Origin of the sequence: Bacillus sp. FJAT-29937 (genome assembly GCF_001509555.1) — a bacterium.
Classification (GTDB): Bacteria; Bacillota; Bacilli; order Bacillales; family Cytobacillaceae; genus Cytobacillus.
Genome location: NZ_LMAS01000008.1, coordinates 20,568 through 46,462 on the forward strand (window position 1 = coordinate 20,568; position 25,895 = coordinate 46,462).

24 protein-coding genes are annotated in these 25,895 nt (G+C 39.0%); 20 read left to right on the plus strand and 4 right to left on the minus strand.

All coding sequences use genetic code 11. The annotated features are described in order from the left end of the window. Positions 1-418 precede the first annotated feature (418 nt). Genes AR328_RS16695 through AR328_RS16705 form a run of 3 tightly spaced genes read left to right on the plus strand, consistent with a single transcriptional unit; the run spans position 419 to position 2,112 of the window. Positions 419-889: a low molecular weight protein-tyrosine-phosphatase gene (locus tag AR328_RS16695; protein WP_066298316.1), complete on the plus strand. Its 471-nt coding sequence runs from the start codon at positions 419-421 to the stop codon at positions 887-889. Positions 890-910: 21 nt separating this feature from the next. Further along, complete coding sequence (locus AR328_RS16700) at positions 911-1,261, plus strand: YtxH domain-containing protein (protein ID WP_066298318.1); 351 nt, start codon at positions 911-913, stop codon at positions 1,259-1,261. 26 nt (positions 1,262-1,287) lie between these two features. Beyond that, positions 1,288-2,112 carry a YihY/virulence factor BrkB family protein gene (locus tag AR328_RS16705; protein WP_066298320.1) on the plus strand — a complete coding sequence of 275 codons (825 nt, stop codon included), beginning with the start codon at positions 1,288-1,290 and terminating at the stop codon, positions 2,110-2,112. A gap of 234 nt (positions 2,113-2,346) precedes the next feature. Here AR328_RS16705 and AR328_RS16710 read toward each other — a convergent pair whose 3' ends face one another. The 3 genes from AR328_RS16710 to AR328_RS16720 all read right to left on the minus strand — a co-directional run bounded on the left by AR328_RS16710 (position 2,347) and on the right by AR328_RS16720 (position 6,526). After that, positions 2,347-2,619, minus strand: a complete 273-nt coding sequence (locus AR328_RS16710) for a hypothetical protein (protein ID WP_066298327.1) — start codon at positions 2,617-2,619, stop codon at positions 2,347-2,349. A gap of 564 nt (positions 2,620-3,183) precedes the next feature. Then, positions 3,184-5,106, minus strand: a complete 1,923-nt coding sequence (locus AR328_RS16715) for a heavy metal translocating P-type ATPase (RefSeq protein WP_066298329.1) — start codon at positions 5,104-5,106, stop codon at positions 3,184-3,186. Between the two features lie 238 nt (positions 5,107-5,344). Beyond that, positions 5,345-6,526, minus strand: a complete 1,182-nt coding sequence (locus tag AR328_RS16720) for an MFS transporter (RefSeq protein ID WP_066298331.1) — start codon at positions 6,524-6,526, stop codon at positions 5,345-5,347. Positions 6,527-6,785: 259 nt separating this feature from the next. On the opposite strand from AR328_RS16720, the gene cax reads away from it, so the two are divergent. The 3 genes from cax to nhaC all read left to right on the plus strand — a co-directional run bounded on the left by cax (position 6,786) and on the right by nhaC (position 11,122). After that, complete coding sequence (gene cax / locus AR328_RS16725; RefSeq protein ID WP_066298335.1) at positions 6,786-7,844, plus strand: calcium/proton exchanger; 1,059 nt, start codon at positions 6,786-6,788, stop codon at positions 7,842-7,844. A gap of 398 nt (positions 7,845-8,242) precedes the next feature. Next, the gene (locus AR328_RS16730) at positions 8,243-9,061 is read left to right on the plus strand and encodes a YfkD famly protein (protein ID WP_066298338.1); all 819 of its coding nucleotides are present in this window, start codon (positions 8,243-8,245) and stop codon (positions 9,059-9,061) included. Positions 9,062-9,691: 630 nt separating this feature from the next. Then, entirely contained in the window at positions 9,692-11,122 is a 1,431-nt protein-coding gene (gene nhaC / locus AR328_RS16735; RefSeq protein ID WP_066298340.1) for a Na+/H+ antiporter NhaC, read from the plus strand. A gap of 43 nt (positions 11,123-11,165) precedes the next feature. On the opposite strand, the gene AR328_RS16740 is transcribed toward nhaC, so the two are convergent. Continuing rightward, on the minus strand, positions 11,166-12,425 hold the full coding sequence (locus tag AR328_RS16740; protein WP_066298342.1) for an HTH domain-containing protein: 1,260 nt from the start codon (positions 12,423-12,425) through the stop codon (positions 11,166-11,168). 98 nt (positions 12,426-12,523) lie between these two features. Between AR328_RS16740 and AR328_RS16745 the strand changes: the two genes are divergently transcribed. From AR328_RS16745 to AR328_RS16810, 14 genes are all read left to right on the plus strand, one after another. Next, positions 12,524-13,633, plus strand: a complete 1,110-nt coding sequence (locus AR328_RS16745) for a mandelate racemase/muconate lactonizing enzyme family protein (RefSeq protein WP_066298348.1) — start codon at positions 12,524-12,526, stop codon at positions 13,631-13,633. 13 nt (positions 13,634-13,646) lie between these two features. Continuing rightward, positions 13,647-14,348, plus strand: a complete 702-nt coding sequence (locus tag AR328_RS16750; RefSeq protein WP_442854460.1) for a GNAT family N-acetyltransferase — start codon at positions 13,647-13,649, stop codon at positions 14,346-14,348. Positions 14,349-14,478: 130 nt separating this feature from the next. Continuing rightward, positions 14,479-14,664 carry an SE1561 family protein gene (locus AR328_RS16755; protein WP_066298349.1) on the plus strand — a complete coding sequence of 62 codons (186 nt, stop codon included), beginning with the start codon at positions 14,479-14,481 and terminating at the stop codon, positions 14,662-14,664. A gap of 158 nt (positions 14,665-14,822) precedes the next feature. Further along, positions 14,823-15,857: an ABC transporter permease gene (locus tag AR328_RS16760; RefSeq protein ID WP_066298355.1), complete on the plus strand. Its 1,035-nt coding sequence runs from the start codon at positions 14,823-14,825 to the stop codon at positions 15,855-15,857. A gap of 1 nt (position 15,858) precedes the next feature. Continuing rightward, positions 15,859-16,578 (plus strand): ABC transporter ATP-binding protein, encoded by a 720-nt coding sequence (locus AR328_RS16765; RefSeq protein WP_066298364.1) that lies wholly within the window; start codon positions 15,859-15,861, stop codon positions 16,576-16,578. A gap of 103 nt (positions 16,579-16,681) precedes the next feature. Beyond that, positions 16,682-17,362 carry a response regulator transcription factor gene (locus tag AR328_RS16770; RefSeq protein WP_066298370.1) on the plus strand — a complete coding sequence of 227 codons (681 nt, stop codon included), beginning with the start codon at positions 16,682-16,684 and terminating at the stop codon, positions 17,360-17,362. Beyond that, positions 17,359-18,738, plus strand: coding sequence for a sensor histidine kinase (locus tag AR328_RS16775; RefSeq protein WP_066298373.1), 1,380 nt, complete (start codon positions 17,359-17,361; stop codon positions 18,736-18,738). Before AR328_RS16770 ends, AR328_RS16775 begins: the two co-directional genes overlap by 4 nt. Before the next feature lie 200 nt (positions 18,739-18,938). Continuing rightward, positions 18,939-20,486 carry a fumarate hydratase gene (locus tag AR328_RS16780; protein ID WP_066298377.1) on the plus strand — a complete coding sequence of 516 codons (1,548 nt, stop codon included), beginning with the start codon at positions 18,939-18,941 and terminating at the stop codon, positions 20,484-20,486. Positions 20,487-20,610: 124 nt separating this feature from the next. Further along, on the plus strand, positions 20,611-21,408 hold the full coding sequence (pdaA, locus tag AR328_RS16785; protein ID WP_066298381.1) for a delta-lactam-biosynthetic de-N-acetylase: 798 nt from the start codon (positions 20,611-20,613) through the stop codon (positions 21,406-21,408). Positions 21,409-21,555: 147 nt separating this feature from the next. After that, positions 21,556-22,416: a DNA-3-methyladenine glycosylase family protein gene (locus tag AR328_RS16790; protein ID WP_066298384.1), complete on the plus strand. Its 861-nt coding sequence runs from the start codon at positions 21,556-21,558 to the stop codon at positions 22,414-22,416. Positions 22,417-22,435: 19 nt separating this feature from the next. Next, positions 22,436-23,815, plus strand: coding sequence for a 23S rRNA (uracil(1939)-C(5))-methyltransferase RlmD (gene rlmD, locus AR328_RS16795; RefSeq protein ID WP_066298387.1), 1,380 nt, complete (start codon positions 22,436-22,438; stop codon positions 23,813-23,815). A gap of 316 nt (positions 23,816-24,131) precedes the next feature. Then, positions 24,132-24,788: a major tail protein gene (locus AR328_RS23535; protein WP_231734955.1), complete on the plus strand. Its 657-nt coding sequence runs from the start codon at positions 24,132-24,134 to the stop codon at positions 24,786-24,788. A 16-nt stretch (positions 24,789-24,804) separates the two neighbouring features. After that, on the plus strand, positions 24,805-25,230 hold the full coding sequence (locus tag AR328_RS16805) for a hypothetical protein (RefSeq protein ID WP_231734958.1): 426 nt from the start codon (positions 24,805-24,807) through the stop codon (positions 25,228-25,230). Between the two features lie 337 nt (positions 25,231-25,567). Next, the gene (locus tag AR328_RS16810; RefSeq protein ID WP_066298391.1) at positions 25,568-25,846 is read left to right on the plus strand and encodes a hypothetical protein; all 279 of its coding nucleotides are present in this window, start codon (positions 25,568-25,570) and stop codon (positions 25,844-25,846) included. Positions 25,847-25,895 lie beyond the last annotated feature (49 nt).

A 25,895-nucleotide genomic window follows, 5' to 3' on the forward strand; every position in this document is an offset into this window, starting at 1 on the left:
ATCTTTCCATGTTATGAATTAAAAGTCAACTAAAATTGGCAGCTTACTTTAAGCAAGCCTATAGAAAATATTTGCATTTTTCCGTGAAAATAATTGAAAAGAGCTGTTCACGGTAAAAGCAAGTAAGTTTCATTGCCCGTTAGCATAGAAAAATTGCTGTCCCCGGTAAATGAAGGGAAGTTTCATTGCCCGCAACAGAGAAAAATCGCTGTCCCCGGTAAAAGCAACGAAGCTACATTGCCCGTTAACATAGAAAAATCGCTATCCACGGTAAAAGCAAGTAAGTCCCATTACCCGCCAAAGGGAAAAAGGGTAGCTCCAGGTAAAAGAATAGCAGTTTATTGGCTGCTTCAATAACATATATAGTTGCACAACAACAAAATATGAAAGAAAATGTTGTCAAGGAGGTTAGTACATAATGATTAACGTATTATTTGTTTGTTTAGGGAATATTTGCCGTTCGCCAATGGCGGAAGCAATGTTTCGAGATATTGTGAAAAGGGAAGGGTTAGAATATAAAATCAAAGTGGACTCTGCAGGTACTGGGGATTGGCATATTGGACAGCCGCCGCATGAAGGTACAAGAAATATTTTAAAAAAATATCAAATATCAGCTGAAGGCTTAAAAGCAAGACAAATCAACATGAATGACTTTCAAGATTTCAAGTATATTGTGGCTATGGATGCATCAAACGTTCAAAATATCGAAAAGCTGAAAAAGGAAGAGTCAGATGCTCGGGTTATGATGCTGCTGGACTTGGTCCAAGAAGCTACAGATAAAGATGTTCCGGATCCATATTTCACTGGGAATTTTGAAGAAGTGTACGAGCTTATAAAAAAGGGCTGTGAACAATTGTTAAAAGAACTTCGTAATGCCCATAATATATAGGAAAGTGAGTGTGAACAGAGAATGGGGAAGTCTTTATTTTTGAAGGGTGTGTTATTCGGGGCTTTAGCGGGTGGCGCTTTATCCTTGCTTGATCGAAGTACTCGAGAATCAGTTGTGTCCAATTGCAAAAAAACGACAAAGGAAATTTCCTTTTATGTAAAACATCCGAAAGAGGCCGTCAATCAAGTAAAAGAAGTAACGAACAAAATTCAATCAACGTTTGAACAGGTAAGTTCCGAGGTATCTTATATTATGGAAAAGGTAGAGGAATTAAAAGAAACAACACCAGAAGTTGTTGAGCTAGTGGAGGATACGAAGGAGGCTTTTTTTGAAAAGGATTCCGATGAAATGAGTGCTGCCTCAAAAATGTAGCCGAAAATTGTTTGTGAGGTGATGGGATGGGACGAGCCTTTTCGAATTTGTTTTCGCAATTGAAGAAAAGAGTGATGGAGGACGATTTATTCGGATGGGCTGCGCAGTTAGCCTATTTCTTCCTGTTGTCTCTCTTTCCTTTGCTTCTTTTCTTAGTATCATTGCTTCCTTATTTGCCAATTACCCAAGAGGATATTCTTGCGGTTATTCGTGACTTTGCGCCAGAAGATAGCATGCGGCTGATTGAGTCCAACATTAGTGCGCTTTCGAAAAAAAATGGCGGGCTGCTTTCCTTTGGAATCATTGCTACGATTTGGTCTGCATCCAATGGGATCAATGCAATCGTTCGCGCTTTTAATAAAGCCTACGATGTAAAAGAAACCCGCCACTTTCTTGTCGCAAGAGGGATGGCGATTCTTTTTACCTTTGCCATGCTGTTTGTCTTTGTTATTGCTTTATTGCTTCCGGTTTTCGGGAAAATTATTGGCGTTTATTTATTTGCTAAATTTGGCTTATCCGATGAGTTTATGACTATTTGGAATACACTTCGCTGGCTTGTGAGCTCAATTATTCTCTTTATCGTTTTTACTGGCCTTTACTGGATTGCACCAAATACAAAGCTAAAATGTATAACCGTTATACCAGGTGCCATTTTTGCGACAGTGGGCTGGGAACTGTCTTCCTTGGCTTTTTCCTATTATGTAAGCAATTTTGGTAATTACTCTGCCACTTATGGGAGTATCGGTGCCATTATTGTCCTGATGATCTGGTTTTACTTAACTGGAATCATCATCATTCTGGGTGGAGAAATCAATGCCGTATACAGTAAATACAAAAAGGAAGATTGCTAATAGTTTCCTTTAATAAATTGCAGGCAACATCAAAGAATAAGACAGGGGAATAATATTGGTCTTTAAAAAGGAGGCTTATATTGATGTCTAAGAAATCGAAGAAAGACGGCGGAACAAAGCAAAAAGGTAAGAACAAACCAAAACAGAAAACGTCAGGTTCGGCTAACGGACAGAATGGATATCACTAGACTAAAACTGGGGCCGGGAGAAATTCTCTTGGCTCTATTTTTTGGTTTAGATTCTTTTTTCACGACGCTTTTCCTTTAATTCAGTTCCTGAATAACGTTTCATATTGGGGGAATTGAGATATCTTGTTAACGAATCTTTAAGTTCTGAGTATTCTTCAATTTCTTTTGCTATATCAAAATGAGGCAATTCATTCAATTCTTTTTCACTCTCATCAATCTCAACAGAAACAAGTTTACCATTAACAACAAAAGCAACGGATTGTTTTCCCTCAAGTGCTTTGAATAGCTCTTGCTTAGCATTTTCACTTAAAGTACCCATTAAATATCACCTCAAAATTATTATATCAAATCCCCAATAAAAACTACATGTTCACTTACCGAATATACATTCGAAAGTGCCAATAGATTTGTAAATGATTGGCCCTGCAAATTGAACGTTGCTGCTGATTCCCCCATCTAGGAGCAAGAGGGTCCGCACATATTGGCTGGGGGGATTAGAGTAAGCACTAGGCCGATAAATAGACGGACAAATTCCGCTTAATTAGCAAAAAGTATTGAAAATAGCCCAAATAAACGGAGAGATTCCGCCTATTTACTCGAAAAATCCAAAAATGGACGATTTTGCTTTGCATAGTCGTAAATACTTCCCTTATTTACCCAGAAACGAGCTCGTTTCTGTATTTAACCGGAAAATCTCCGCTTGTTTTACTAAAAGGTTTAATCCGAATAAGGTAGTAACTCCTTTACTGCCAACAAAAAAGGACCATCAAAATCTATTACAAATTGATGGTCATTCTCATATGCATTTTTAATTTTTGTGACAGGAAACAGAACCCGTAATGGTTCGCTAGTTGCTTTAACTTACATTTTTATCCAGTTCTACTTACGACTTCAACAGCCTCAAACTATTCAAAATAACCAAAATCGTACTTCCTTCATGCGCAATGACCCCAAAAGGCAAATCAACAAACTGCAGGAAGTTCGACGCGATTAACAGCATGATGACGGTTATCGAGAAAACAACATTTTGCTTTATGATTCCATTCATTTTTCTTGAAAGCTTGATGGCTTCAGCAATGCGGGGGAGATCGTTTTTCATGAGGACGACATCTGCTGTTTCCAGCGCCACATCTGTTCCTTCACCCATCGCAATTCCGACATTAGCTGTTGCCAATGCGGGTGCATCGTTTATTCCATCTCCTACCATCCCAACTGTTCCGTATGTTTCTTGAAGCTTTTTCAGGTGTTCGACCTTATTTTCTGGCAAGCACTCGGCAATATAATCATCAACATGTGAATCCTTCGCGATGGCCTTTCCCGTGTTTTGGCTATCACCTGTAAGCATAATTGTGTAGATGCCCTGGTTTTTTAATTGATCGATCGCCATTCTTGTCTCTTCGCGGACGACATCCTGCAGGGCAATAATGGCGGCAATAACGCCGTCTTTTTGTACGAAAACAACCGTTTTCCCCTCACTGGCCATTTTCCCCGCGGCTCCATTACCAAAACTAATAGCTCCATCCATACCAACAAAAGCGGCTTTCCCAATTTTCCATTCTTCCCCGTCAATATTGGCTTTTACTCCCCAGCCCGTAACATCCTCAATACTTTCCGGACTGATGAGGGAATCAGCTAAATGGTCCTTTGCATATTTCACAATAGCATTAGCCAATGGATGTGTTGAGTGACTTTCAATCGAAGCAGCTTTTAATAAAATGTCTTCCCTCGAAAGTCCATCAGCTACAACGACATCTGTCACTTCCGGTTTTCCCTTTGTAAGGGTCCCAGTTTTGTCAAAAGCAATGGCTTTCACATGACTTAAATTTTCTAAATGTACACCGCCTTTAAAAAGAATTCCGTGTCTCGCCCCATTTGAAATGGCTGACATGGTGGCAGGCATAATTGAAGCAACAAGGGCACATGGCGAAGCAACAACAAGTAAAATCATGGCCCTATAAAAGCTTTCCGTCCAGCTCCATCCTAAAAGGAAATGGGGGACAAACATCATTAGAAAAACAACAGCTAAAACGATTTTTACATAAGTGCCTTCAAAGCGTTCAATGAACAGCTGAGAAGGAGATTTCTCACTTTGAGCGGATTGTACAAGCTGAATGATTTTTTGAAAAAGAGTGTCACTGTTCGGCTTTGTAATTTCTACGGTAATTGAACCATTTAAGTTAACTGTGCCAGCAAAGACTGCATCTTCATTTCCTTTCGTAACAGGAATCGACTCACCTGTAATAGCAGATTCATCGATAGTAGATTGACCTTTTATAATTTTTCCATCAGAAGGAACTCGTTCACCTGGCTTTACAAGAATATGGTCGCCAATTCTTAATTGCGATACATGGATTTTTTCCTCAATGCCATGATTAACCCGTAATGCTTCCTCAGGCTGGATCTCCATTAAAGCGGAAATTTCCTTATGGCTTTTGTTCATTGTATACGTTTCAAGAGCACCGCTTACCGCAAAAATAAATATAAGAATGGCGCCCTCTGTCCAATAGCCAATAATAGCTGAACCGATCGCCGCAAAAACCATGAGCATTTCCACATTCAGTTCTTTATTGGCAATCGTTTCTTCAATTCCCTCTTTTGCTTTTGCAAACCCGCCGATGATAAAAGCAAGGATATATGCTGTAACTGATGGGGCTGCCAACTCATTTCGATCCAATATCCATCCAGCAGCAATGAGTACCCCGCTAATAAGAGCAGCCATTAATTCAGCATGTGGTTTTATCTTTTCTATCAGGCTTTCACTTTTGCTAACAGGACTTTCTAATAGTGCTTTCACTTCAGTACTCATTTTATTTCCTCCCCTTAATGATATTATTTTTCAATTGAGTATTTCTAATTGAGAAAAATAATCAACATCAATACCCTTATAAAACACGAAAGCTGCCGCCTCTATGGCGACAGCAATTACTCTAAGTTGAAAAATACAGTTGTTTTAGGTTGTTAATCATAGTTTACTATATAGGTTATGAAATGGAAAGGAATATGTTCCTCTTTTTATAATAATTATTAATTTATTATTATTTTACTTATTGAGAATAAGATTCCTTCTCAGTGGCCACTTGTTTTTGCCCGAAAATAACAACCGTTAAGAATATAAGTAACAGCATGATACTTATAATATGAAAGAAGCTGAAGGACTTAAAATGCTGGATGAAAACTCCGCCAAGAAAAGGTCCCGCCAAGCTTCCGATGCTGAACGCAACTCCGCAAAGCAAATTTCCTGTTGGCAGCATATTTTTCGGTGTTAAATCAGCCATATAACTGATCCCTAAGGAAAAAGTAGATCCGACAACCATCCCGGCAATGAATAAACAAATCGTTAACCCAATCATCAGCTCTTCCAGAAAACTAGCGGTCATAAAACTTAAACATCCGGTAAAAAGAATGATCATTAAAATATTTCTTCTGCCGTACTTGTCGCTTAATAATCCAAGCGGCAATTGAAATACAATCGCCCCAATCGCAAATGCTGTTAAGAGCATGGAAACATTCGTAACCTCAAGTCCGATCCTCAGCCCATAAACTGGAAAGCTTCCATTTAATGAGGATTCAAGAAATCCATAGCCAAAGGCAGGAAGAAAGGCAACCCAGCCGTATTTAATTGCTTTATTAAATCTCTTCATTGTTGCTTTAAACGAATTTACTTCAATCGTTTGATCTGGAAAATCGTTTTTTAATGAAAATACGAATAACCATGCAATGAGGCAAAGTACGGATGAAACAATAAAAGGCAGGGCTTCGTTAATTTTTAACAACGGTGCCATCATCGGTCCAACTGCAAAGCCCGCTCCAAAAAACAACCCATATAATGAGAGATTACGGCCTCTTTTATGTTCTGGTGAAAACGAAGTGATCCACGTCTGTGTCCCGAAATGCAGGGAGTGATCACCAATTCCAATCAATAGACGAAGGAAAAACCAAAACCAGAAGGATTTCCAAAGAGGGAATAGCATGAGAGAAATAATAACAAGTAAACCGCCAAAAATGATGACTGGTTTATATCCGTACTTTCTCAATGGGTGTTCCATAAACGGGGATACGAGTAAAATTCCGATATACAGCCCCGTTGCATTTAACCCGTTTAAGCTCGAGGAAACTCCTTCATTTTCAAAGATAATGGCTATTAACGGAAGCAGCATTCCTTGGCTAAATCCTGAGATTGCCACAATACTAACTAAAATCCAAAAACGCAAATTTTCATTCTTCATTTTTCAAAACCTCAACTTTTGGACAGAAATTCCAGCATAAAATTAATAAATAATGACTCAATAATGATGGTATATGCAATCAGAATTCTTGGCAACAAAAATCATTTTTTTCATTCTTTTGGGAAAGATATGGTGACGCGCGCTTTATTTCGTGAGATCGGTCGGCCAGTGTAAAAGATGTACTGGCCAAAGTTCAATATATCGGCCACTTTGATTGGGATATCGGTCACATTCTTATTTGAAGGGATGAGTTATAAGAATGAACAAAATTTTTTCCGCACTTGTCTTTATCGGGGTTCCACTATCCGTCATTGGAACACTTATGCATTGGTCCAGTATTTTAATGTTTATTATTTATTGCTTAACTATTATTTCGCTTGCAAGCTTTATGGGAAGGGCTACTGAGAGCCTCGCAATCGTTACAGGCCCTCGGGTGGGAGGTTTGCTGAATGCTACGTTCGGTAATGCAGTTGAATTAATTATCTCGATATTTGCATTAAAAGAAGGCTTAATTGGAGTAGTGCTTGCGTCCCTAACAGGCTCTGTCCTCGGAAACCTCCTATTAGTTGCTGGTTTATCCTTTTTTATTGGGGGACTTAAATATAAGCGGCAGACCTTCAATGTGTATGATGCAAGACATAATTCAGGATTGCTCATGTTTGGAGTGATTGTGGCATTTGTCATCCCAGAAATATTTTCAATGAAGATGTCAGACAGCGATACGCTTAATTTCAGTGTAGGGATTTCGGTTATTTTAATTGCTTTATATTTAGCTGCATTATTTTTCAAACTTGTTACACATCGCGGAGTATATCAGACAGAAAATGTGAGTGAAGATAGACATGAAGAGGAAGAGCCTGAATGGAGAAAGGGAAAAGCGCTGCTCATTCTTGCTCTAGCAACTGTTGCTGTTGCTTATGTATCTGAAAATTTAGTCCACACATTTCAAGCAGTCGGTGAAACCTTTGGCTGGACAGAATTATTTATTGGGGTTGTAATCGTTGCGATAGTAGGGAATGCGGCAGAGCATGCATCAGCGATTATTATGGCTTACAAAAATAAAATGGATATTGCTGTTGAGATAGCTGTTGGGTCAACCTTACAAGTGGCGATGTTCGTTGCCCCATTGCTAGTGTTAATTTCTTTAATGTTCCCAGTATCAATGCCATTAGTTTTTACAATGCCAGAGCTAATTACAATGGTGACCTCTGCACTTCTCATGATCATTATTTCAAATGATGGGGAAACGAATTGGTTTGAAGGGGCTACTTTACTTGCAGCCTATTTAATAATGGGGATCGGGTTTTATTTATTATAGTAAAACACAAAAACGACTCTGAATTAAATCCAGAGTCGTTTTAAGTTTAATTGTTTTTCACAAAAGGATGTAAATCAAACTCGCTTTTTAGGAATTTACCACCAGCCTTTATATTGTTACTGGACCATAAAACCTTTATGTTGGAATGATGAAACTTTAATAAACTGTCATCCTCCTTTTTAGTAGCGAATCGACTTAGCGGCCCTCCTTTTATTTGAAAGTAAGTTTATTATACATTGGATTTTGACATTTGTAAATGTTCGGAATATTACATTGGTGTTACAAATTATTTTCACGCGGGGGTTCTGACAAATTTTTTTCCAAAATGGATAATATACTTGAACTCCGAAAAAACTATAAACAAATCGAATGAGATTGTGAGTTGAAAGGAGTCTCCCATGAAAAAATACATGTCAATCTTTATTATGGGTCTAATATTTATGCTTACTTTTCAGAGCGAAGCCTCGGCCTTAATGGATGAGAAAAAAGTGAATCAAGCCCAAAAGATTATAGCCGTTCCAAACTCTGTTTTGACGATCACAAAGGAAAATACGTATCCAAACCCGGCGCAAGATTTACCAAAACTGCAGCCAAGCGAATTAACGCAAAGCTTAATTGAAACATCAAAAGTAAAAATCGAAAATCCAGATTTAATCCGGATGTTAAATGAGACGACCGTAAACAGCACCCCATTTGCCATCGGATATCGGGCGATTATCTACCTTGGGCAGTGGCCGTTAAATTATGAGTCATCCGAAACTTCCCCGAATTGGGAGTATCAAAAGATTAATACAAATTACTTCGATAACCGTGGCGGAAATGCCCCCTATCAGATTCACTACGTTCAGGAAGCCCAAAAAATGATTAGAGGCGGCCTGACGGCAAAAGTACCAAATACAGAAGATGTCAAAAAAATGATGCTCTTAAAGGCAATGGATAAATCCGGACTGCCGCTTTCCTTCGATACAATAATCGGAGCTGGAACAAAAAAGGATCATAAATACAATATCCCGCCAAAAAGACTAGGCTATTTATACGGCTACGCCCCAGCCATTAATGAAAAAGGAAAGGTAACCTACGGGGAAGTCTATTTAATGCTTAAAGGCAATAAGAAAATGATCATTATTAAAAATGTAACATCCCAAGGAGTCGGCGCATGGATCCCAATACAGGATCATGTATCATTTGGGTTTTTCGCATCAGAGCGGCCAAGATAATCGACTTCATCACTTAAACCTGTGGGACGTGTACTTCAGTACGCGTTTCTGCGGGTTTATTTTATTTATGGTGCAAGTTTTAAGGGGCGAGGTGTAAAAACCGCTCACTATGAAATGGTCATAGTGCGTGTTTTAGGAGGGATGTGTTAAAAGTGCACACTATGAATGGGCCATAATGCGTGTTTTAGGAGGGATGTGTTAAAAGTGCACACTATGAATGGGCCATAGTGCGTGTTTTAGGAGGGATGTGTTAAAAATGCTTACTATGAAATGGTCATAGTGCGTGTTTTAAAAGGGATGTGTAAAAACCGCTCACTATGGAATGGTCATAGTGCGTGTTTTAGGAGGGATGTGTTAAAAATGCTCACTATGAATGGGCCATAATGCGTGTTTTAGAAGGAATGTATAAAAAATGCTTACTATGAAAGGGGCATGGTGCGTGTTTTAGAAGAAAATAGTAAAAACCGCTTACTATGAAATGGCCATAGTATGGCAAGGTTATTTTTATATAAAAATAAATTGACGAAATCCCCTGAACAGTATATTATAACCATATTAACGACTATTTAACGACAATTAGAAATAGTCGAAAAATTGGTTTTGATTTTATAAAAAGATAACAAAGGGGAAATGAACGTGCAAAAAAGGGAGATGACGTTTGGTCTTGCGATTATTCCGCTATTGGTAATGATTGTGGTTATGGCAATTGCGGTAGTTGTATTGGAACAAGGGCCGCATATTCCGCTTATTGTGGGAACTTCAACTGCTGCTATTGTAGCATGGCGTGTTGGATTCAAATGGGATGAAATTGAAGAGATGATGTATAAGGGGATACGTCTAGCGCTTCCCGCAGTCGTTATTATTATGCTCGTAGGTTTAACGATTGGTGCTTGGATAGGCGGCGGAATCGTTGCAACTATGATTTTTTACGGGCTAAAAATTATTACGCCATCATTATTTCTAGTAGCTATTTGTGTGATTTGCTGTATCGTTTCATTGGCCATTGGAAGCTCTTGGTCAACAATGGGTACGATTGGGGTCGCGGGAATGGGAATTGGCTTAAGTATGGGAATTCCTGCTCCAATGATTGCGGGTGCAATTATTTCTGGTGCTTATTTCGGCGATAAAATGTCACCGCTTTCAGACACGACGAACTTAGCGGCTGGTTTAACTGGTACAGATTTATTTGTCCATATTAAACATATGCTTTACACGACAATCCCAGGGATCACGATTGCATTAATCGCCTATGCTATTATGGGAAGAAAATTTGCAGATGGAGCAATGGATGCCGAGAGTATTAATCAAACGATCCAGGTTCTTCAGGAAAGTTTTGTTATTTCTCCATTCCTATTAATCGTTCCTGTACTCGTTATTGTTCTAGTAGCGAAAAAAGTTCCAGCCATCCCAGCTCTTATTATTGGTATCTTGCTAGGTTTCCTATCACAAATTTTTGTACAGGGCGGAAATGTTGCCGATGCATTCGCTGCTTTACAAAGCGGATTTGTGATTGACACTGGCAATGAAATGGTTGATAACCTTTTTAACCGCGGTGGTTTAGACGAAATGATGTATACTGTTTCGATGACGATCGTGGCGATGACATTTGGGGGAATTCTCGAAAATACCGGTATGCTTCAAGCAATTGTGAACCAGCTTTTAAAGCTTGCAAAATCTGCAAAGAGCTTAGTAGCTTCAACAGTTGTATCATGTTTTGCAACAAATGTTTCTTGTTCAGAGCAATATATCTCAATTGTTATTCCATCTCGTATGTTTGCAAAGGCTTATCGTGATAAAGGCTTGCATTCCAAAAACCTATCCCGTGCACTGGAAGATGGGGGAACGCTAACTTCTGTATTTGTTCCATGGAATACATGCGGTGTATTCATCCTTGCAACACTTGGTGTTCATACATTTGAATATGCTCCATACGCAATCTTAAACTTTGTTGTGCCGATTCTCTCCATCATCTTTGCCTATACAGGCTTCTCTATTGTGAAACTAACTGATAAAGAAAAGCTTGAGCTGCAGAAACAAGATGAACTAGTAATGAAAGGGTAACAAAAAAAGGAAGGTTCCTTAAAAAAAGAACTTTCCTTTTTCCTTAAAAATAAATCGGGATATTCAGTTTATATAAGGAACGCGGACGGCCCTGCTGATAGGTCATCTCCTCTCCGACAATTTGAATGTATCCATGGTCAGTTAGCTTTTTTATCATTCTCTCAGCTGTACGCCTAGTAACTTGAAGAAAATCTGCCAGATCAGCTGATGCAAACTGATGACTGTCCTTGGAAAACTCGATAATTTTTGATAGGTTGGCAGGGCTTAATTTTGCTTTTTGTGCGATAACGTATAAATCAGGGTGGTCATTTACGAGTTTTTGCAGTTTATGTAATTGTGGGAAAGGGCCAAGAAGATCCTTTTTTTCTGTTAAAATAAAACAACAATTGCTGCTCTCATTTTTCTCAGCAAAGCCCAAAGCGATAAGGGCATTTTTTTCAGCTTCCTTCATGGTGGCCCCATAGCCAAAGCCAACGGCGCTTCCTTGTGTTTTTGAAAAAAATTGATCAAGGACTTCATGCTTCATCGACTCTATGTCTCCTCGAGTGCTGTACAGGACAAACTGAGAGTCATTTAATTGCTGAACTGTCGCATGAATCTCGTGAGCAAATAGATCAAGATTTTTCCGTTGTTGTTCATTTACGGAATTAACGGATATATAGCCGACAGCCACTTGTGAAGCTTGACTTTTCACATACTCAGCCTTTGCCTTCGCGTCCTGTAGACCGCGAATCAAGGAAGTCTTTGGATCAGCCATTCGAATGGCAGGAACGCCATGAAAAATTAATTGATTATAAACAGCGTGTACACTTGTGATCGCTAAATCAATTTCGCCTTGCTTCCACAGCTGCTGATGAAAGGAAATAAGCTGTTCAAAGTCATATGGTTCTTGCGGTAAAATATCCTCATAGTCTCTAACATGCAAGGGGCTTGCCTTAATATCAACTGCATCCAGGACGTTAGAAACAATAGAAGCATCAAATAAATCAATTGAAATGCGATCCAATGAAATCTTCTTATGGTATAATGCAGCAAGCAGGGTTGAGGCAACAGCCATTTCATCCTGTGCTAAATAAAGGACAGGGATCGGCAATTGATCATGATATTTTTTCGAAAATAAATAGGGCAATGTACCAGATAGGAAGACAATATCACATGGCTTAATTTGTTTAATTAAGTACTCAGCTTCCTGTGGCTGTTTATAAATATATCCCTCTAATTCAATATTTGGGACTTGATTCGAAACAGATTGAATACGTTCGAAAAATTCAGCTGAACCGATGACTGCAATTTTGGTTTGCATATTTCACCTCAAAAGGGGGATTTTATATTTTATTAATTAACGACTATTTAACGACAACTATATCAAATTATTAGAAAATTGAAAAGGGGAAATTTTTTATGAAAATTACTGCTATCCATCTTTATGCTATACATTTACCTCTGCATGCACCATTTGTTATCAGCTATCACACTTACAATGATATGCCTTCTGTTATTGTTAAAATTGAAACAGACGAAGGAATTGTTGGATACGGAGAAGGTGTGGCAGATGAGCATGTGACTGGGGAATCGTTAGAGGGTGTTTACACGATTATCAAAAATACGCTTGCTCCTGTTCTTATCGGCCAAAACCCGATGGAAATCGAAAAGATTCACGACTTGATGAATAAATCGATTTACGGAGCACCAACTGCCAAAGCCGCTATTGATATTGCTTGCTTCGATATTATGGGCAAAAAAATGCAGCAGCCGGTTTATCAGCTAATTGGCGGACGTTATCATGATGAGTTCCCAATTACACATGTGTTAAGCATTGCCGAACCTGAACAGATGGCAAGTGAAGCTGCTTCCATGCTTGAGCAAGGCTATCGTTCATTTAAAATGAAGGTGGGAACTGATGTTAGGAAAGATGTTGAGCGCATCCAAGCTGTCCGTGAGAAGGTTGGGGAGGAAATTGCGATTCGCGTGGATGTGAATCAAGGCTGGAGAAATAGTGCCAACACTCTTGTCGCGTTAAATCAATTGCGCGATTGCCATCTCGATTGGGTAGAACAGCCGGTTGTGGCCGATGATATAGATGGAATGGTTGAAATTAATGCAAAAACAACGGTCCCTCTCATGATTGATGAAGGCTTAAAGGGACAGCGAGAAATGCTCGAGATTATTCAAAAGCGTGCAGCCCATAAGGTCAATATTAAATTGATGAAATGCGGCGGCATTTATCCGGCAGTCAAGCTTGCGCACCAGGCAGAGCTAGCTGGAATTGAGTGTCAAATTGGATCGATGGTCGAATCCTCAGTTGGGTCTGCGGCTGGCTTCCATGTTGCTTTTTCCAAAAAAGTGATCACAAGTGTCGAGCTAACTGGCCCATTGAAATTTTCAAAGGATATCGGGAACCTTCATTACGATGTTCCATTTATCCGCTTAACTGAAAAACCGGGGTTAGGTGTAGATATAAATGAAGAAGTACTGAATGAATTAACAGTCATACAGGATGTTGTTCGCTAGGAGTGGTGTTTAGGTGATGCATATATATGAAGGAACGCTAATGAAGGAAGGCCAAACCATTCCTTTTGTAGTCCAGCCTTTAACAATGGAGGATTTAGGGAGAATTTTGGAGGTGCAGGATCAGGTCGTTTCACATCTAAATGGCAAAAATACTCTTCAGCCACTAAAGGAGGAAGAGTTCCAATATATTTTAGAGGGAAACGGAATGATGATTGGGGCATTTACTGATGGAAAACTCATTGCTTTCCGAGCTTTATTAGTCCCTGTTATGGATGAAGAGCACTTGGGTCTAGATATTGGCCTTAGTGACTCCGAGCTGCCAAAGGTGATTTACCAGGAAATCTCAAATGTCCTCCCTGATTATCGGGGAAATCAGCTGCAGAAAATGTTGGCTGGGCTGATTATGAAGGAATTATCAAAGAATGATCATGGTTATCGGTATGTTTGCTGTACTGTGGCTCCATTCAATGTTCCAAGCTTAAAGGATAAATTCTCACAAGACATGCGGATCGCGGCATTGAAGGAGAAATATGGCGGCAGCCTGCGTTATATTTTTGTGAAGGATTTAGTGGAGATTATTGAGCCTGATTGGAGCGAGAGCTTGTTTATACCAATGGGGGCTACGGAAGCACAACAACTAAAGCTTTCTGAAGGCTGGAGAGGCATTCGGATGGAAGAACGTGATAGAGAGCTTTGGGTGGAGTATAAACGCTAATTTGAATTTGTTTTTTCCTTTTTTCGTTCCTGAAAAATTCCGTTTATTTGGACATACTATTTAGTAAAAACGATTTGCGAAAAGAGGAATTTTTCGGTAGGATGGTAACGTACTGAAAGGAGAGAACGTTTTGGGAAGTCCGATACAAGATAAAAACAACCAAGTGGTATTTTTAAAACAAAGATTAAATATGTTTATTGATGTGCTTGATGCAATTGAGCCGGAAGAGGCGGATATAGAAGATATTGATCGTTTAATTGAAATTATTGACGATATTGAATCGAAATGCCGCGAATTTAATAATCGTGATGAATAAAGAGCCGTTTGGCTCTTTTTATTTTGCGCCAAAAACGCAAAAGCATATTAATCACTCATGCCCAATAGGTTTCGTTTTGATTGAAATGCTTTGTTCATCTTCCGTTCACATAAAGGGTATAGTCTAAGTTTGTAAAAACGTGAATGGAGGAATGGATGATGAACCTTGCGTGGAAAGAAATGAAGAAAAATAAAGTAAGATTTTTAATATTAGGCTCCATTGTTTTTCTGGTTAGTTTCCTAACTTTTATTATATCAGGTTTAGCAAATGGATTATCACAAGACAATGCTGCCCTAATTAAGGATTTACCAGATGGCCAATTTTATATGAGTATAGATGCAGATGAAACTTATAATCTGTCTAGGATAGATAGCAGGATTCAAGATGAAATATTAAATACAGAAAAAGATGCCGTAGCATTCTCCATTCAAATGGGCTTTCTAAATGATAAGACTGATAAGCAACAAGGCGTCGCCTTTGTTACATCCTCTGATTCAAAGCTATTTAAACATGTTAAACACGGGGAAATAATACTAGACCGCTCATTAAAGGATAAAGGAATTAAGGTTGGGGATACATTAACGAATAATCAATTTAGCGGCACTTTTATTGTAAAGGGTTTTGTCGATCAAAAGAAGTATAGTCATGCACCTGTTGCCTATATAAATATGGAGGATTACAAAGAAATTTACCGAGTTGAAGAAATGCAATTGATGTTCATACCTGGAGGAGATTCTCCACAAGAATTCACGGGGCTGCAATCATTTTCACAGAAAGATTTTCTCGATACTATTCCAAGTTATAAAGCAGAACAGCTGTCTTTAAATATGATTGTTTGGTTTTTAGTTGCAATTAGTGGAATGTTGTTTGCAATCTTTTTCTATATGATGAACGTTCAAAAAATAGGCTTATACGGTATTCTAAAAGCAATTGGTCTAAAAACAAGTAAATTATTCAAAATGATGTGGACACAAATGGTTTTAATAACAGTTGCTTCACTTGCTCTGTCTATGTCACTAAGCCACATCTTTAATTTAATTGCACCCAATGGAATGCCATTTAGTTTACCTCTTGAAATAACAGCTCAATTATCTCTCGTATTCCTGGTTATCGGATTTATTGGGGCTACACTATCAGGGCTGCAAATAAAAAAAGTCGAACCATTACAAGCGATACAGCAAGGAGAGGTGTAATATGGGGATATTTACAATTGATAATGTTAGAAAAACGTTTACGAATGGTGAAATAAAGGAAGAAATACTAAAAGGTATTAATCTTTCTCTTAGGGAGGGTGAGGTAACAGCATTAGTAGGTGCATCAGGCTCTGGTAAAAGTACGCTTCTTACCATTGCTGCGGGTCTTCAGCCTACATCAGATGGGCAAATCATATTCGAAGGGAAAAATATGACCGCCATGGGTTCAGAGCAAGTTCGTAAAGTGCGCGCAAGTAAATTTGGTTTTGTCTTTCAATTTGCCCATCTTGTACCTTTTCTTACAGTAGCAGAACAACTACTGCTTATGCTCGATGTTTCTGAATCTAAATTAAAGAAACTTGAACAAAAAAAAGAAGTGGATAGAATACTAAAATTAGTTGGAATGGACCATCGGAAAAATGCCTATCCATCTTCCTTATCTGGCGGGGAGAAGCAGCGAGTAGCCATTGCTCGTGCAATGATTCACAAGCCTAAGGTTCTCTTCGCAGATGAACCAACGGCAAGTTTGGATTCAAAGAGATCGAAAGAGATTATGGCATTAATCCAAGATTTAACTAAAACCATGAGCATTACTACCCTGATGGTTACCCATGACGAAGAAATGCTTTCTTATGCTGACCATATAGTTAAAATGAGTGATGGCATCATTGTCCAAAATAAAGATTCAATCCTAGAACTAAAGGAAATGGCTTTAACATAAAATCATTTTTTATCCAGTCCTGTCATACTTGCGCAGGACTATTTTTTTATATAAAGTTTTAGATGCAATGGGTTTAATTTTAATATTTATAGGAGTAGACATGATGACGAACATTTTAATTGTTGATGACGATATCCATATATTAAAGCTAGTACAAATTCATTTATCTGAACAAGGTTATAAAACATTCACAGCAAAATACGGGATTGAGGCTTTGGAAATTCTTAATACGGAAATATGTGATTTAGCAGTGGTTGATGTCATGATGCCTTTTATGGATGGCTTTACATTAACGGAAGAAATTCGAAAGCAGTATAATCTCCCGGTCGTACTTTTAACAGCTAAAGGTCAAATCGAGGATAAGGAACGAGGCTTTCAAGCAGGAACGGACGATTATTTAGTTAAGCCATTCGAACTAAAGGAATTAAGCTTTCGGATAAAAGCATTATTACGGCGATATGATAAGCAACTAGTTGAATCCATTGTTCGTATGGGCAGTATTACGATGGATAAAAATAGCTATGAAGCTCAGGTCGGAGACCAAACGATCCTTTTACCTTTAAAGGAATTTGAGCTTTTGTATTTTTTAATGTCAAAACCTAAGCAAGTGTTTTCAAGAGAACACCTAATTGAACATATTTGGGGTTTAGATTATGAAGGGGATGATCGAACAGTAGATGTTCATGTAAAACGATTAAGGGAACGTTTTTCTAAATTGACAGATGATTTTCAAATTAAAACCGTTCGAGGAGTTGGTTACTCACTGGAGGTTAAGCGAGAATGAAAACTCTTTATGTGAAATTTGTTGTCATTACGATTGGAATTATGATTTTAAGCAGCATTCTCGCTTTTTTAATATCGAATACTTATTATCAACAAAAATTAAAACCAAATAACGATCAAAAAATCACAAATATTGCCCTATCAATTGCTGCGTATACTGAGAAGCATCCTCATATGAATTTGAATGAGTACTTAGAGAACATTTCATCCATTGGATATCAAATATATTTGGTTGACAATGCTGGTGATGAGGCTTTTTTTGGCGAAAATTTTAGGGAGCAATCTCTTTCAGCTTCAACTGCAGAATATGTATTAAAGGGCAATACGTATCATGGGATTCTTCATTTTCCACAAAAAACATTTGTCACAGGTTTCTTTGCCAATGAATTAAAGAATACAATCGGCGTTCCATTAGCGCATGGCGGAAGAAGTTATGCTCTTTTCATTAGGCCAGATATTAAACTTCTTTTTAATGAGATGCATGTTTTATTTGGATGGCTGCTTGCCATAACGATTATTTTGAGCATCGTCTTAGTCGTTATTAGTACAAAATACTTAGTAAAACCAATTTCAAAACTTACAACAGCCACAAAATCACTTTCCAATGGCGATTTCAATGTTGAACTTAATATAACCCGCCACGATGAGCTGGGGGAGCTTTCCAAAAGCTTTTTACGAATGGCACGAAAATTAGAACAAATGGATGAAACAAGGAAGGAATTCATATCTAATATTTCTCATGATATTCAGTCACCTCTTTCCAATATAAAAGGATATACGAACCTATTGGAAAAAGAATCATTAAGTATAGAAGAAAGAAGCCAATACATTTTAGTCATTCATGATGAAATTAGCAGGCTTTCGACTTTAACAAAACAATTATTACTCCTTGCCTCATTGGATCGCAATGAAGATATTTTGAAAAAAAAGCCATTCAATCTTGGTCAGCAATTGAAGGAATTAATTCGAAATTATCAATGGCAAGTAAGTGAAAAAGGGATTATGCTGAGCTACACCTTACAAGATACGAAAATCATAGGTGACTCATCATTACTCAATACAGTATGGGATAATCTACTAACTAATGCTATTAAATATAATAAACCTGATGGCGGCATTGAAATATCAATTGAAGAAAAAGGAAAATCGATTGTAGTATCCTTCAAAGATACAGGAATAGGATTGAATCATGCAGAAATAGAAAGGATATTCGATCGCTTTTACCGGGCAGATGCCGCACGTACACGAACAATCGAAGGAACAGGACTTGGTTTATCCATTGTTTGGACGATTGTCAAATTGCATGGTGGTCATATCGATGTAACTAGTAAAGAAAATGAAGGAACTACTTTTATTGTTCAGTTACCAGTAAGTTAATAATTGTTGTAATTTGTCATTTATTGCAGAGGATATAGTCAACCGGTAATGAATGACTCTTTTTTGTTTATGGCCATCTTTTCCTTCGGCAGAATAAGCGCTTTATCTTTAATTACATACTCATTAGGAGTATAATATAGACGGAAATTATAATTATTTTCACAAAATATAAATGTGCTCAAAGGGGAAGGGGTACGAAGATGAATATCGAAAAGTTTCAAGAGAGTATGTATCAGCTAATTGTTGAAACATCAACAAGGCTTCCAAAAGACGTACGTCGTGCAATTCAGGCTGCGAAGGAAAATGAAAGTGCTGGAACTAGATCAGCAATGAGTTTAGCGACAATCACGAATAATATTAAAATGGCTGATGATAATGTTTCACCAATCTGCCAAGATACAGGTCTTCCAACCTTCAAAATTAAGACGCCTGTTGGGGCAAACCAGCTTGTGATGAAAGAAGCAATCAAGAATGCGATTGTACAAGCTACGAAAGATGGAAAGCTTCGCCCAAATTCAGTTGACTCGCTTACAGGGGATAATAGCGGAGACAATCTTGGATTAGGCGTCCCGGTTATTAAATTTGATCAATGGGAAAATGATTATATCGATGCCCGCCTTATTTTAAAAGGAGGCGGCTGTGAAAATAAAAATATTCAATACAGCTTGCCTTGTGAGCTTGAAGGTCTTGGTCGTGCAGGCCGTGACCTTGATGGCATTCGTAAATGTATTATGCACTCGGTGTACCAAGCGCAAGGACAAGGCTGCAGCGCTGGCTTTATCGGCGTTGGTATCGGCGGAGACCGTTCTTCCGGCTACGACCTTGCGAAAGAACAGCTATTCCGTTCAAACGATGATGTAAATCCGAACGAAGATCTTCGAAAAGTTGAAGAATATGTAATGGAAAATGCCAACAAGCTTGGAATCGGAACAATGGGCTTTGGCGGGGAGACAACTCTTTTAGGCTGTAAAATTGGTGTGATGAATCGTATTCCTGCAAGCTTCTTCGTTTCTGTAGCCTATAACTGCTGGGCATTCCGCCGTTTAGGTGTTGCTGTAAATGCTGAAACTGGTGAAATTAACGAATGGATGTACCAAGAAGGCGAGAATATCGACTTTGCTGCAACAGAAGCGGAAAAAGAAACAGCAGCTGCTGCAGAAACAAAAGCGGAAGTGATTACTTTACAGGCTCCAATTACAGAAGAGCAAATTCGCAGCTTAAAGGTTGGAGATGTCGTTCAAATTAACGGCAGAATGTACACTGGCCGTGATGCGATTCACCATCACTTAATGTCAAATGACGCACCAGTTGATTTAAATGGCCAAGTTATTTACCACTGTGGACCTGTGATGCTGAAAGATGCTGAAGGAAAGTGGCATGTGAAGGCAGCAGGTCCAACAACAAGTATTCGTGAAGAGCCATACCAAGGCGACATCATGAAGAAATTCGGCATCCGCGCTGTGATCGGAAAAGGCGGAATGGGTCCGAAAACTTTGGCAGCCCTAGAAGAACATGGCGGTGTGTATTTAAATGCAATCGGCGGTGCGGCTCAATATTATGCGGATTGTATTAAGGATGTTGAAGGCGTTGATTTGATGGAATTTGGTATTCCAGAAGCAATGTGGCATCTCAAAGTTGAAGGTTTTACAGCAGTAGTCACAATGGATTCACACGGAAACAGCTTGCATGCTGATGTGGATAAATCTTCTTTAGAGAAACTGGCTCAGTTTAAAGAGCGTGTATTTTAATATTGTTTGGCTCTAGTCATTTTCTTGACTAGGGCTTTTTTAATGGTGTTTATTGGCATGGAATGGAGCGAATGTTTTCCCAAATCGGCACAAACAATAAGAAAAAAATAGAGGAGGAGCGAAGATGAAACTTTTTAAACATCTGATCATCCTGAGTGTCTTATTGTTTGCTTTTTCGCCAGCAGTTAATGCCAATTACGCCAACTCTCCTATTCATTGGGGATTTAAAAAGGGCTCAAATGAGCAGCCTGCCGATGCCGGTAAAGGTTTAGATGACATGCTAGAACGGCTCGGTGCCTACTACAAGGGAGATACAACGAAAAAAGAAATATATTTAACCTTTGATAACGGCTATGAAAATGGCTATACTCCTAAAGTGCTCGATGTTTTGAAAAAGGAAAAGGTGCCGGCAGCTTTTTTTATAACAGGGCATTATTTAAAAACCGCACCTGATCTAGTCAAACGAATGGCCAATGAAGGCCATATTATTGGCAACCACTCCTGGCATCATCCGGATATGACGACTATTAGCGATGAAAAAATCGCGAAGGAATTGGAAATGGTTCGGGAGGGGACGGAAAAACTAACAGGAATCAAAACGATGACATATCTGCGCCCGCCAAGGGGCATTTTTAGCGAGCGAACAATCGAAGTAGCAAAGCAACATGGCTATATTCACATCTTCTGGTCTTTAGCATTTAAAGATTGGGTGGTCGATCAGCAAAAAGGATGGCAATATTCCTACGACAACATCATGAAACAAATTCATCCAGGAGCCATTCTGCTGCTTCACACCGTATCTAAAGACAATGCCGATGCACTGGAAAAAGCGATAGTCGATTTGAAAAAGCGAGGATATACGTTTAAAAGCTTGGATGATTTGATGATGAGTTTAGGTGTCGAGGAGAGAATGCTTTATTGAGGTATATGAAGTGACCGATTTGTTAAAAAGTATATATAAAAAACTACCCGAATTTCACAAGAAGTTCGGGTTTCTTTACGTTCAGTTTAGGAATGATACGCGAAATAATGCTATAATTACGAAAAAAGGTTAAAGGACGGATCATTCTTGGAGACAATACAAATAAAAGGCCCTTACAATTTTGATCTTGTATTGGACAGGCTTTCCATCGACCCCCTAAATCAGGTGGACATAGCCAATCGATCGGTGAAAGTGCCGCTGCTGATTGAAGGGGAACCGATTGTGGCAATTGTAAAAGCAATTGGAACAACCTTAGCCCCGGAATTCGTGATGGAGGGAACTGAGGGTAAATATAAGGAAAAAGCAGACAAACGATTAGCTGAAATTTTTCAATGGCATACCCCACTTGAAATGATTGGCCAACATTTTAAGAATACGGACCTTAAAGAGATCTTCGAACTACATTATGGCACACCCATTGTTCTCGACTTTTCACCGTATAACTGTCTGTTAAAATGTATTATCCACCAGCAGCTGAATATGTCATTTGCCCATACTTTAACGGAGCGGTTTGTGAAAACTTTCGGATTTGAAATAGAAGGTGTTTGGTTCTACCCCCTGCCGGAAATAGTCGCCGAGCTTACCGTAGAAGATCTTCGTGAGCTCCAGTTCAGCGGGCGAAAGGCTGAATATGTGATTGGCATTGCAAAGGAAGTAGTGGCAGGTAACCTGAACTTTGATGAACTAAAAAAACAATCAAATGAGGACATTTTTAAACAATTAATCAAACTGCGCGGAGTTGGACCTTGGACGGTTCAAAATTTCCTCATGTTTGGACTAGGCCGTCCGAATCTTTTTCCAATGGCAGACATCGGCATTCAAAATGCCTTGAAAAAATTATATCAATTAGAAGCAAAACCAGCTTTAGAAGAAATGGAATCCTACTCAAAAAGCTGGGAACCATACTTAAGCTATGCTTCCCTCTATTTATGGAGAAGCATCGAATAATCTGGAGTGATCAAGCACCATGAAACAAGAACAAACAGCTAAACTCAAACTAAATCAAACATTTCCTTTGACAATCAAAAGACTAGGCATCAATGGCGAAGGAGTCGGCTATTTTAAAAAGCAGGTTGTCTTTGTGCCTGGAGCGCTGCCTGGGGAAGAGGTTGTCGTTGAAGCAACAAAGGTAAACCCAAAATTCGCAGAAGCAAAAATCAAGAAAATCCGCAAAAAATCAGAGCATCGCATCCAGCCGCCATGTCCGATTTATGAAGAATGCGGAGGCTGCCAGCTTCAGCATTTGCAATATAGCCAACAGCTGAAAGAAAAACGCGATATTGTTATTCAAGCGCTGGAAAGACACACAAAGCTGAACCCGGCTCAACTAAATATTAAAGAGACGATCGGCATGGAAGACCCTTGGAATTACCGAAACAAAAGTCAATTTCAAGTCGGCTTCAAAGATGGACAGGTGCTAGCTGGCCTTTATGGCATGAACTCCCATCGCCTCATTAATATTGACCAATGTGCCGTTCAGCATCCACAAACAAACAAAGCAACCGTAACCGTGAAAAAGATTCTACAGGATTTGAAAATCCCTATATATAATGAAAGAACTAGGAAGGGACTTGTGCGGACAATCGTCTCTAGAGTTGGCATTCGAACAGGAGAACTTCAAATCGTTCTAATCACAACGCAAAAAGAACTGCCAAAAAAGGATCTCATCATCCAAGAAATTAAAAAGCGGCTGCCTGAAGTAAAATCCATCATCCAAAATGTAAACGGACAAAAAACATCCTTAATTTTTGGCGAAGAAACTGTGAAACTTGAGGGGAATGATTTTATCCAGGAAACCCTAGGCGATCTTTCTTTCGAATTGTCAGCACGGACATTTTTCCAACTTAACCCTGAACAAACTGTCAAGCTCTATAATGAAGTGAAAGAAGCGGCTGGATTGACAGGGAAAGAAAAAGTAGTAGACGCCTATTGCGGCGTCGGAACAATTGGCCTATGGGTAGCTGACCAAGCTGCTGAAATCCGCGGAATGGACATCATCCCAGAATCCATCGAAGACGCTAAGAAAAATGCTGCCCGTCACGGAATTAAGCATGCTAAATATATCGCGGGAAAAGCGGAGGTCTTGCTGCCGAAATGGGTGAAAGAGGGATGGAAACCGGATGTGATTATTGTCGATCCTCCTCGGACTGGGCTTGATAAACAGCTGTTAAAAACGATATTGAAAGTAAAGCCGAAGAAAGTAGTATATGTGTCATGCAATCCCTCGACGTTGGCGAAGGATATTGATGTTTTAAGCACAAGCTATAAGGTCGACATGATTCAGCCGGTGGATATGTTTCCGCAGACGGCGCACGTTGAGACAGTTGCGTTGATAGAGTTGAAATAGCTTGGTATCAATAGGTTTAGTGGTTTCTAACTAAATATTGAAGTGTGTTTTATGTTCCCTCGGACTAATAGTTCGGGGGATTTTTTGACCCCCGGGGGTCTACTTTTACGCAGAAAAGAGTGGTAGAGTTTTACGGAAATGGTTTAGCAATTTAGTGGAAGAGGAGCCTTTTTGTAGAAGAGTGAAATAAATACATGGTTTGCAGAATAGTTTCTGCAGGTTTTCGTGTCAAACGATAATATGAAATATAAAAATATTTCATATTATCGTTTGACGAAACAGATTTGCACTTGGTATTGATGATATTGGATCATTAGTGGCTCAAGATTTAACAGGAAGCAAAATTGACAGTAACAATGTAGTCGTGTCAAGAAGTGAGGATGGAGGGAAACCCGTTGCGATTGGATTTCGTGCGAAAAAAGCGAATGGAAGATATCGATACTTTTGGCTTTATCGAGTTATTTTTAACATTCCTACCACAAGTCTTGCAACAAAAGGTGAATCGATTACGTTTAGTAGTCCTACCATAGAAGGAACGGTTTTTAGAAGAAATAAGCTGGATGGAGAAAACAAACACCCATGGAAGGCAGAAGTAACAGAAGGGGATACTGGAGTGGCTCAAGAAACGATTTCAAATTGGTTTACTACTGTTTATGAGCCTGACTTTTCACCCGTAACTCCTACAATTACCGTGACTACCCAGCCAGCGGAATTGACGGAAGTAGTCGAAGGTAGTATTTCTGGAAGTCTTTCAGTGGTAGCAAGTACAAATACAAGTTACCCAGTGACTTATCAGTGGTATGAAAACTCTGTAGACAGCACAAGTGGTGGAAGTATTATAAACGGAGAAACTTCTGCAAGCTTGGACATCCCGACCGATCTAACAGCAGGAACCTATTATTACTATTGTGTGCTGAGCTCTGTTGGGGCTAGCAGTGTAACAACGAATGTAGCTACAGTAACTGTATTGTAAAGGAGGTAGATGAACATTGGCGAATGAGAAAGTCGAGACCTCACCGATCGATGTTGATTTTGCAGCGGATGAAAGAAGTGCTGTCATTGAAATTGGTGATGAGGAATATAAACTGATTTTGACCACCAAGGCTACGAAAGAAATTGCTAAACGTTACGGTGGCCTAGAGAATCTTGGTGCTAAGTTAATGAATACAAAGGACTTTGAGCTGGCTCTTGATGAGATTGTTTGGCTTATTACCTTGCTAGCGAATCAGTCCATTCTAATTCACAATCTACGAAATAAAGATGAAAAGAAAGAGTTGCTGACAGAAGATGAAGTGGAACTATTGTCCACACCTTTTGAACTGGCGGAGTACAAAAATGCCATCATGGCTAGCATGCTGAAAGGTACAAAAAGGCATATTGAGAGTGAACCAGCAAAAAACGGGGAAGTCGGGTAAGTGATGATGAGTTGTTTATCCGACTTATTTATTATGGAACCGCCCAATTAAACAGGAGTGAAGAAGAAGTGTGGCTTCTGCCTTTGGGCCATTTAATGGATCTGTGGGAATGCCATAAACAGTTTACAGGGTTGGCCAAGCCGAAGCAGGAGATTTTTATTGATGATGTGATTCCGGTGGGGTTATAAAAATATTTTTACAGGGCCTAAAAGAACCTTAACTGTTGCTATATCAAGCCTTTTCTCTTATCACAACACTAAACACAATACACAGTCACTGTCTTGACTTACAAAAAAGTGTTTGTGATACAATCCGAAAAAAGGAAGGGGTTGTAGTGATGGAGATTCCAAAGCTTGAGGATTTTGTGAAAGAGATTGATTGTCTGAAGGTAGACGCTAGGGAAAATGGCGAAAGTAGTATCGAAATTTGTAGTGGTACGCTACATAAAAAGATGGGGGATCATAAAGGGAAAAATGCTAGAATGTTTAGTTGTTGTAAGGCAATGTATAAAAGTATGAAACCTGGCGATGAAGTGATTCAATTACCAAATCCTAGATCTGGTAATACTGAAACAAAAGGATATGGTTCAAGATTAATTATTAAGTACTATTTGTAACGAAGCGGAGGGCACTCTTTAACGGGTGTCTTTTTTATGCCTTAAAAGA

What these genes read in the sequence shown, in the direction of transcription:
- AR328_RS16695 (WP_066298316.1), top strand. Translation starts at nt 419, where the DNA reads ATGATTAACGTATTATTTGTTTGTTTAGGGAATATTTGCCGTTCGCCA.
- AR328_RS16700 (WP_066298318.1), top strand. Translation starts at nt 911, where the DNA reads ATGGGGAAGTCTTTATTTTTGAAGGGTGTGTTATTCGGGGCTTTAGCG.
- AR328_RS16705 (WP_066298320.1), top strand. Translation starts at nt 1,288, where the DNA reads ATGGGACGAGCCTTTTCGAATTTGTTTTCGCAATTGAAGAAAAGAGTG.
- AR328_RS16710 (WP_066298327.1), bottom strand. Translation starts at nt 2,619, where the DNA reads ATGGGTACTTTAAGTGAAAATGCTAAGCAAGAGCTATTCAAAGCACTT.
- AR328_RS16715 (WP_066298329.1), bottom strand. Translation starts at nt 5,106, where the DNA reads ATGAGTACTGAAGTGAAAGCACTATTAGAAAGTCCTGTTAGCAAAAGT.
- AR328_RS16720 (WP_066298331.1), bottom strand. Translation starts at nt 6,526, where the DNA reads ATGAAGAATGAAAATTTGCGTTTTTGGATTTTAGTTAGTATTGTGGCA.
- cax (WP_066298335.1), top strand. Translation starts at nt 6,786, where the DNA reads ATGAACAAAATTTTTTCCGCACTTGTCTTTATCGGGGTTCCACTATCC.
- AR328_RS16730 (WP_066298338.1), top strand. Translation starts at nt 8,243, where the DNA reads ATGAAAAAATACATGTCAATCTTTATTATGGGTCTAATATTTATGCTT.
- nhaC (WP_066298340.1), top strand. Translation starts at nt 9,692, where the DNA reads ATGAACGTGCAAAAAAGGGAGATGACGTTTGGTCTTGCGATTATTCCG.
- AR328_RS16740 (WP_066298342.1), bottom strand. Translation starts at nt 12,425, where the DNA reads ATGCAAACCAAAATTGCAGTCATCGGTTCAGCTGAATTTTTCGAACGT.
- AR328_RS16745 (WP_066298348.1), top strand. Translation starts at nt 12,524, where the DNA reads ATGAAAATTACTGCTATCCATCTTTATGCTATACATTTACCTCTGCAT.
- AR328_RS16760 (WP_066298355.1), top strand. Translation starts at nt 14,823, where the DNA reads ATGAACCTTGCGTGGAAAGAAATGAAGAAAAATAAAGTAAGATTTTTA.
- AR328_RS16765 (WP_066298364.1), top strand. Translation starts at nt 15,859, where the DNA reads ATGGGGATATTTACAATTGATAATGTTAGAAAAACGTTTACGAATGGT.
- AR328_RS16770 (WP_066298370.1), top strand. Translation starts at nt 16,682, where the DNA reads ATGACGAACATTTTAATTGTTGATGACGATATCCATATATTAAAGCTA.
- AR328_RS16775 (WP_066298373.1), top strand. Translation starts at nt 17,359, where the DNA reads ATGAAAACTCTTTATGTGAAATTTGTTGTCATTACGATTGGAATTATG.
- AR328_RS16780 (WP_066298377.1), top strand. Translation starts at nt 18,939, where the DNA reads ATGAATATCGAAAAGTTTCAAGAGAGTATGTATCAGCTAATTGTTGAA.
- pdaA (WP_066298381.1), top strand. Translation starts at nt 20,611, where the DNA reads ATGAAACTTTTTAAACATCTGATCATCCTGAGTGTCTTATTGTTTGCT.
- rlmD (WP_066298387.1), top strand. Translation starts at nt 22,436, where the DNA reads ATGAAACAAGAACAAACAGCTAAACTCAAACTAAATCAAACATTTCCT.
- AR328_RS16810 (WP_066298391.1), top strand. Translation starts at nt 25,568, where the DNA reads ATGGAGATTCCAAAGCTTGAGGATTTTGTGAAAGAGATTGATTGTCTG.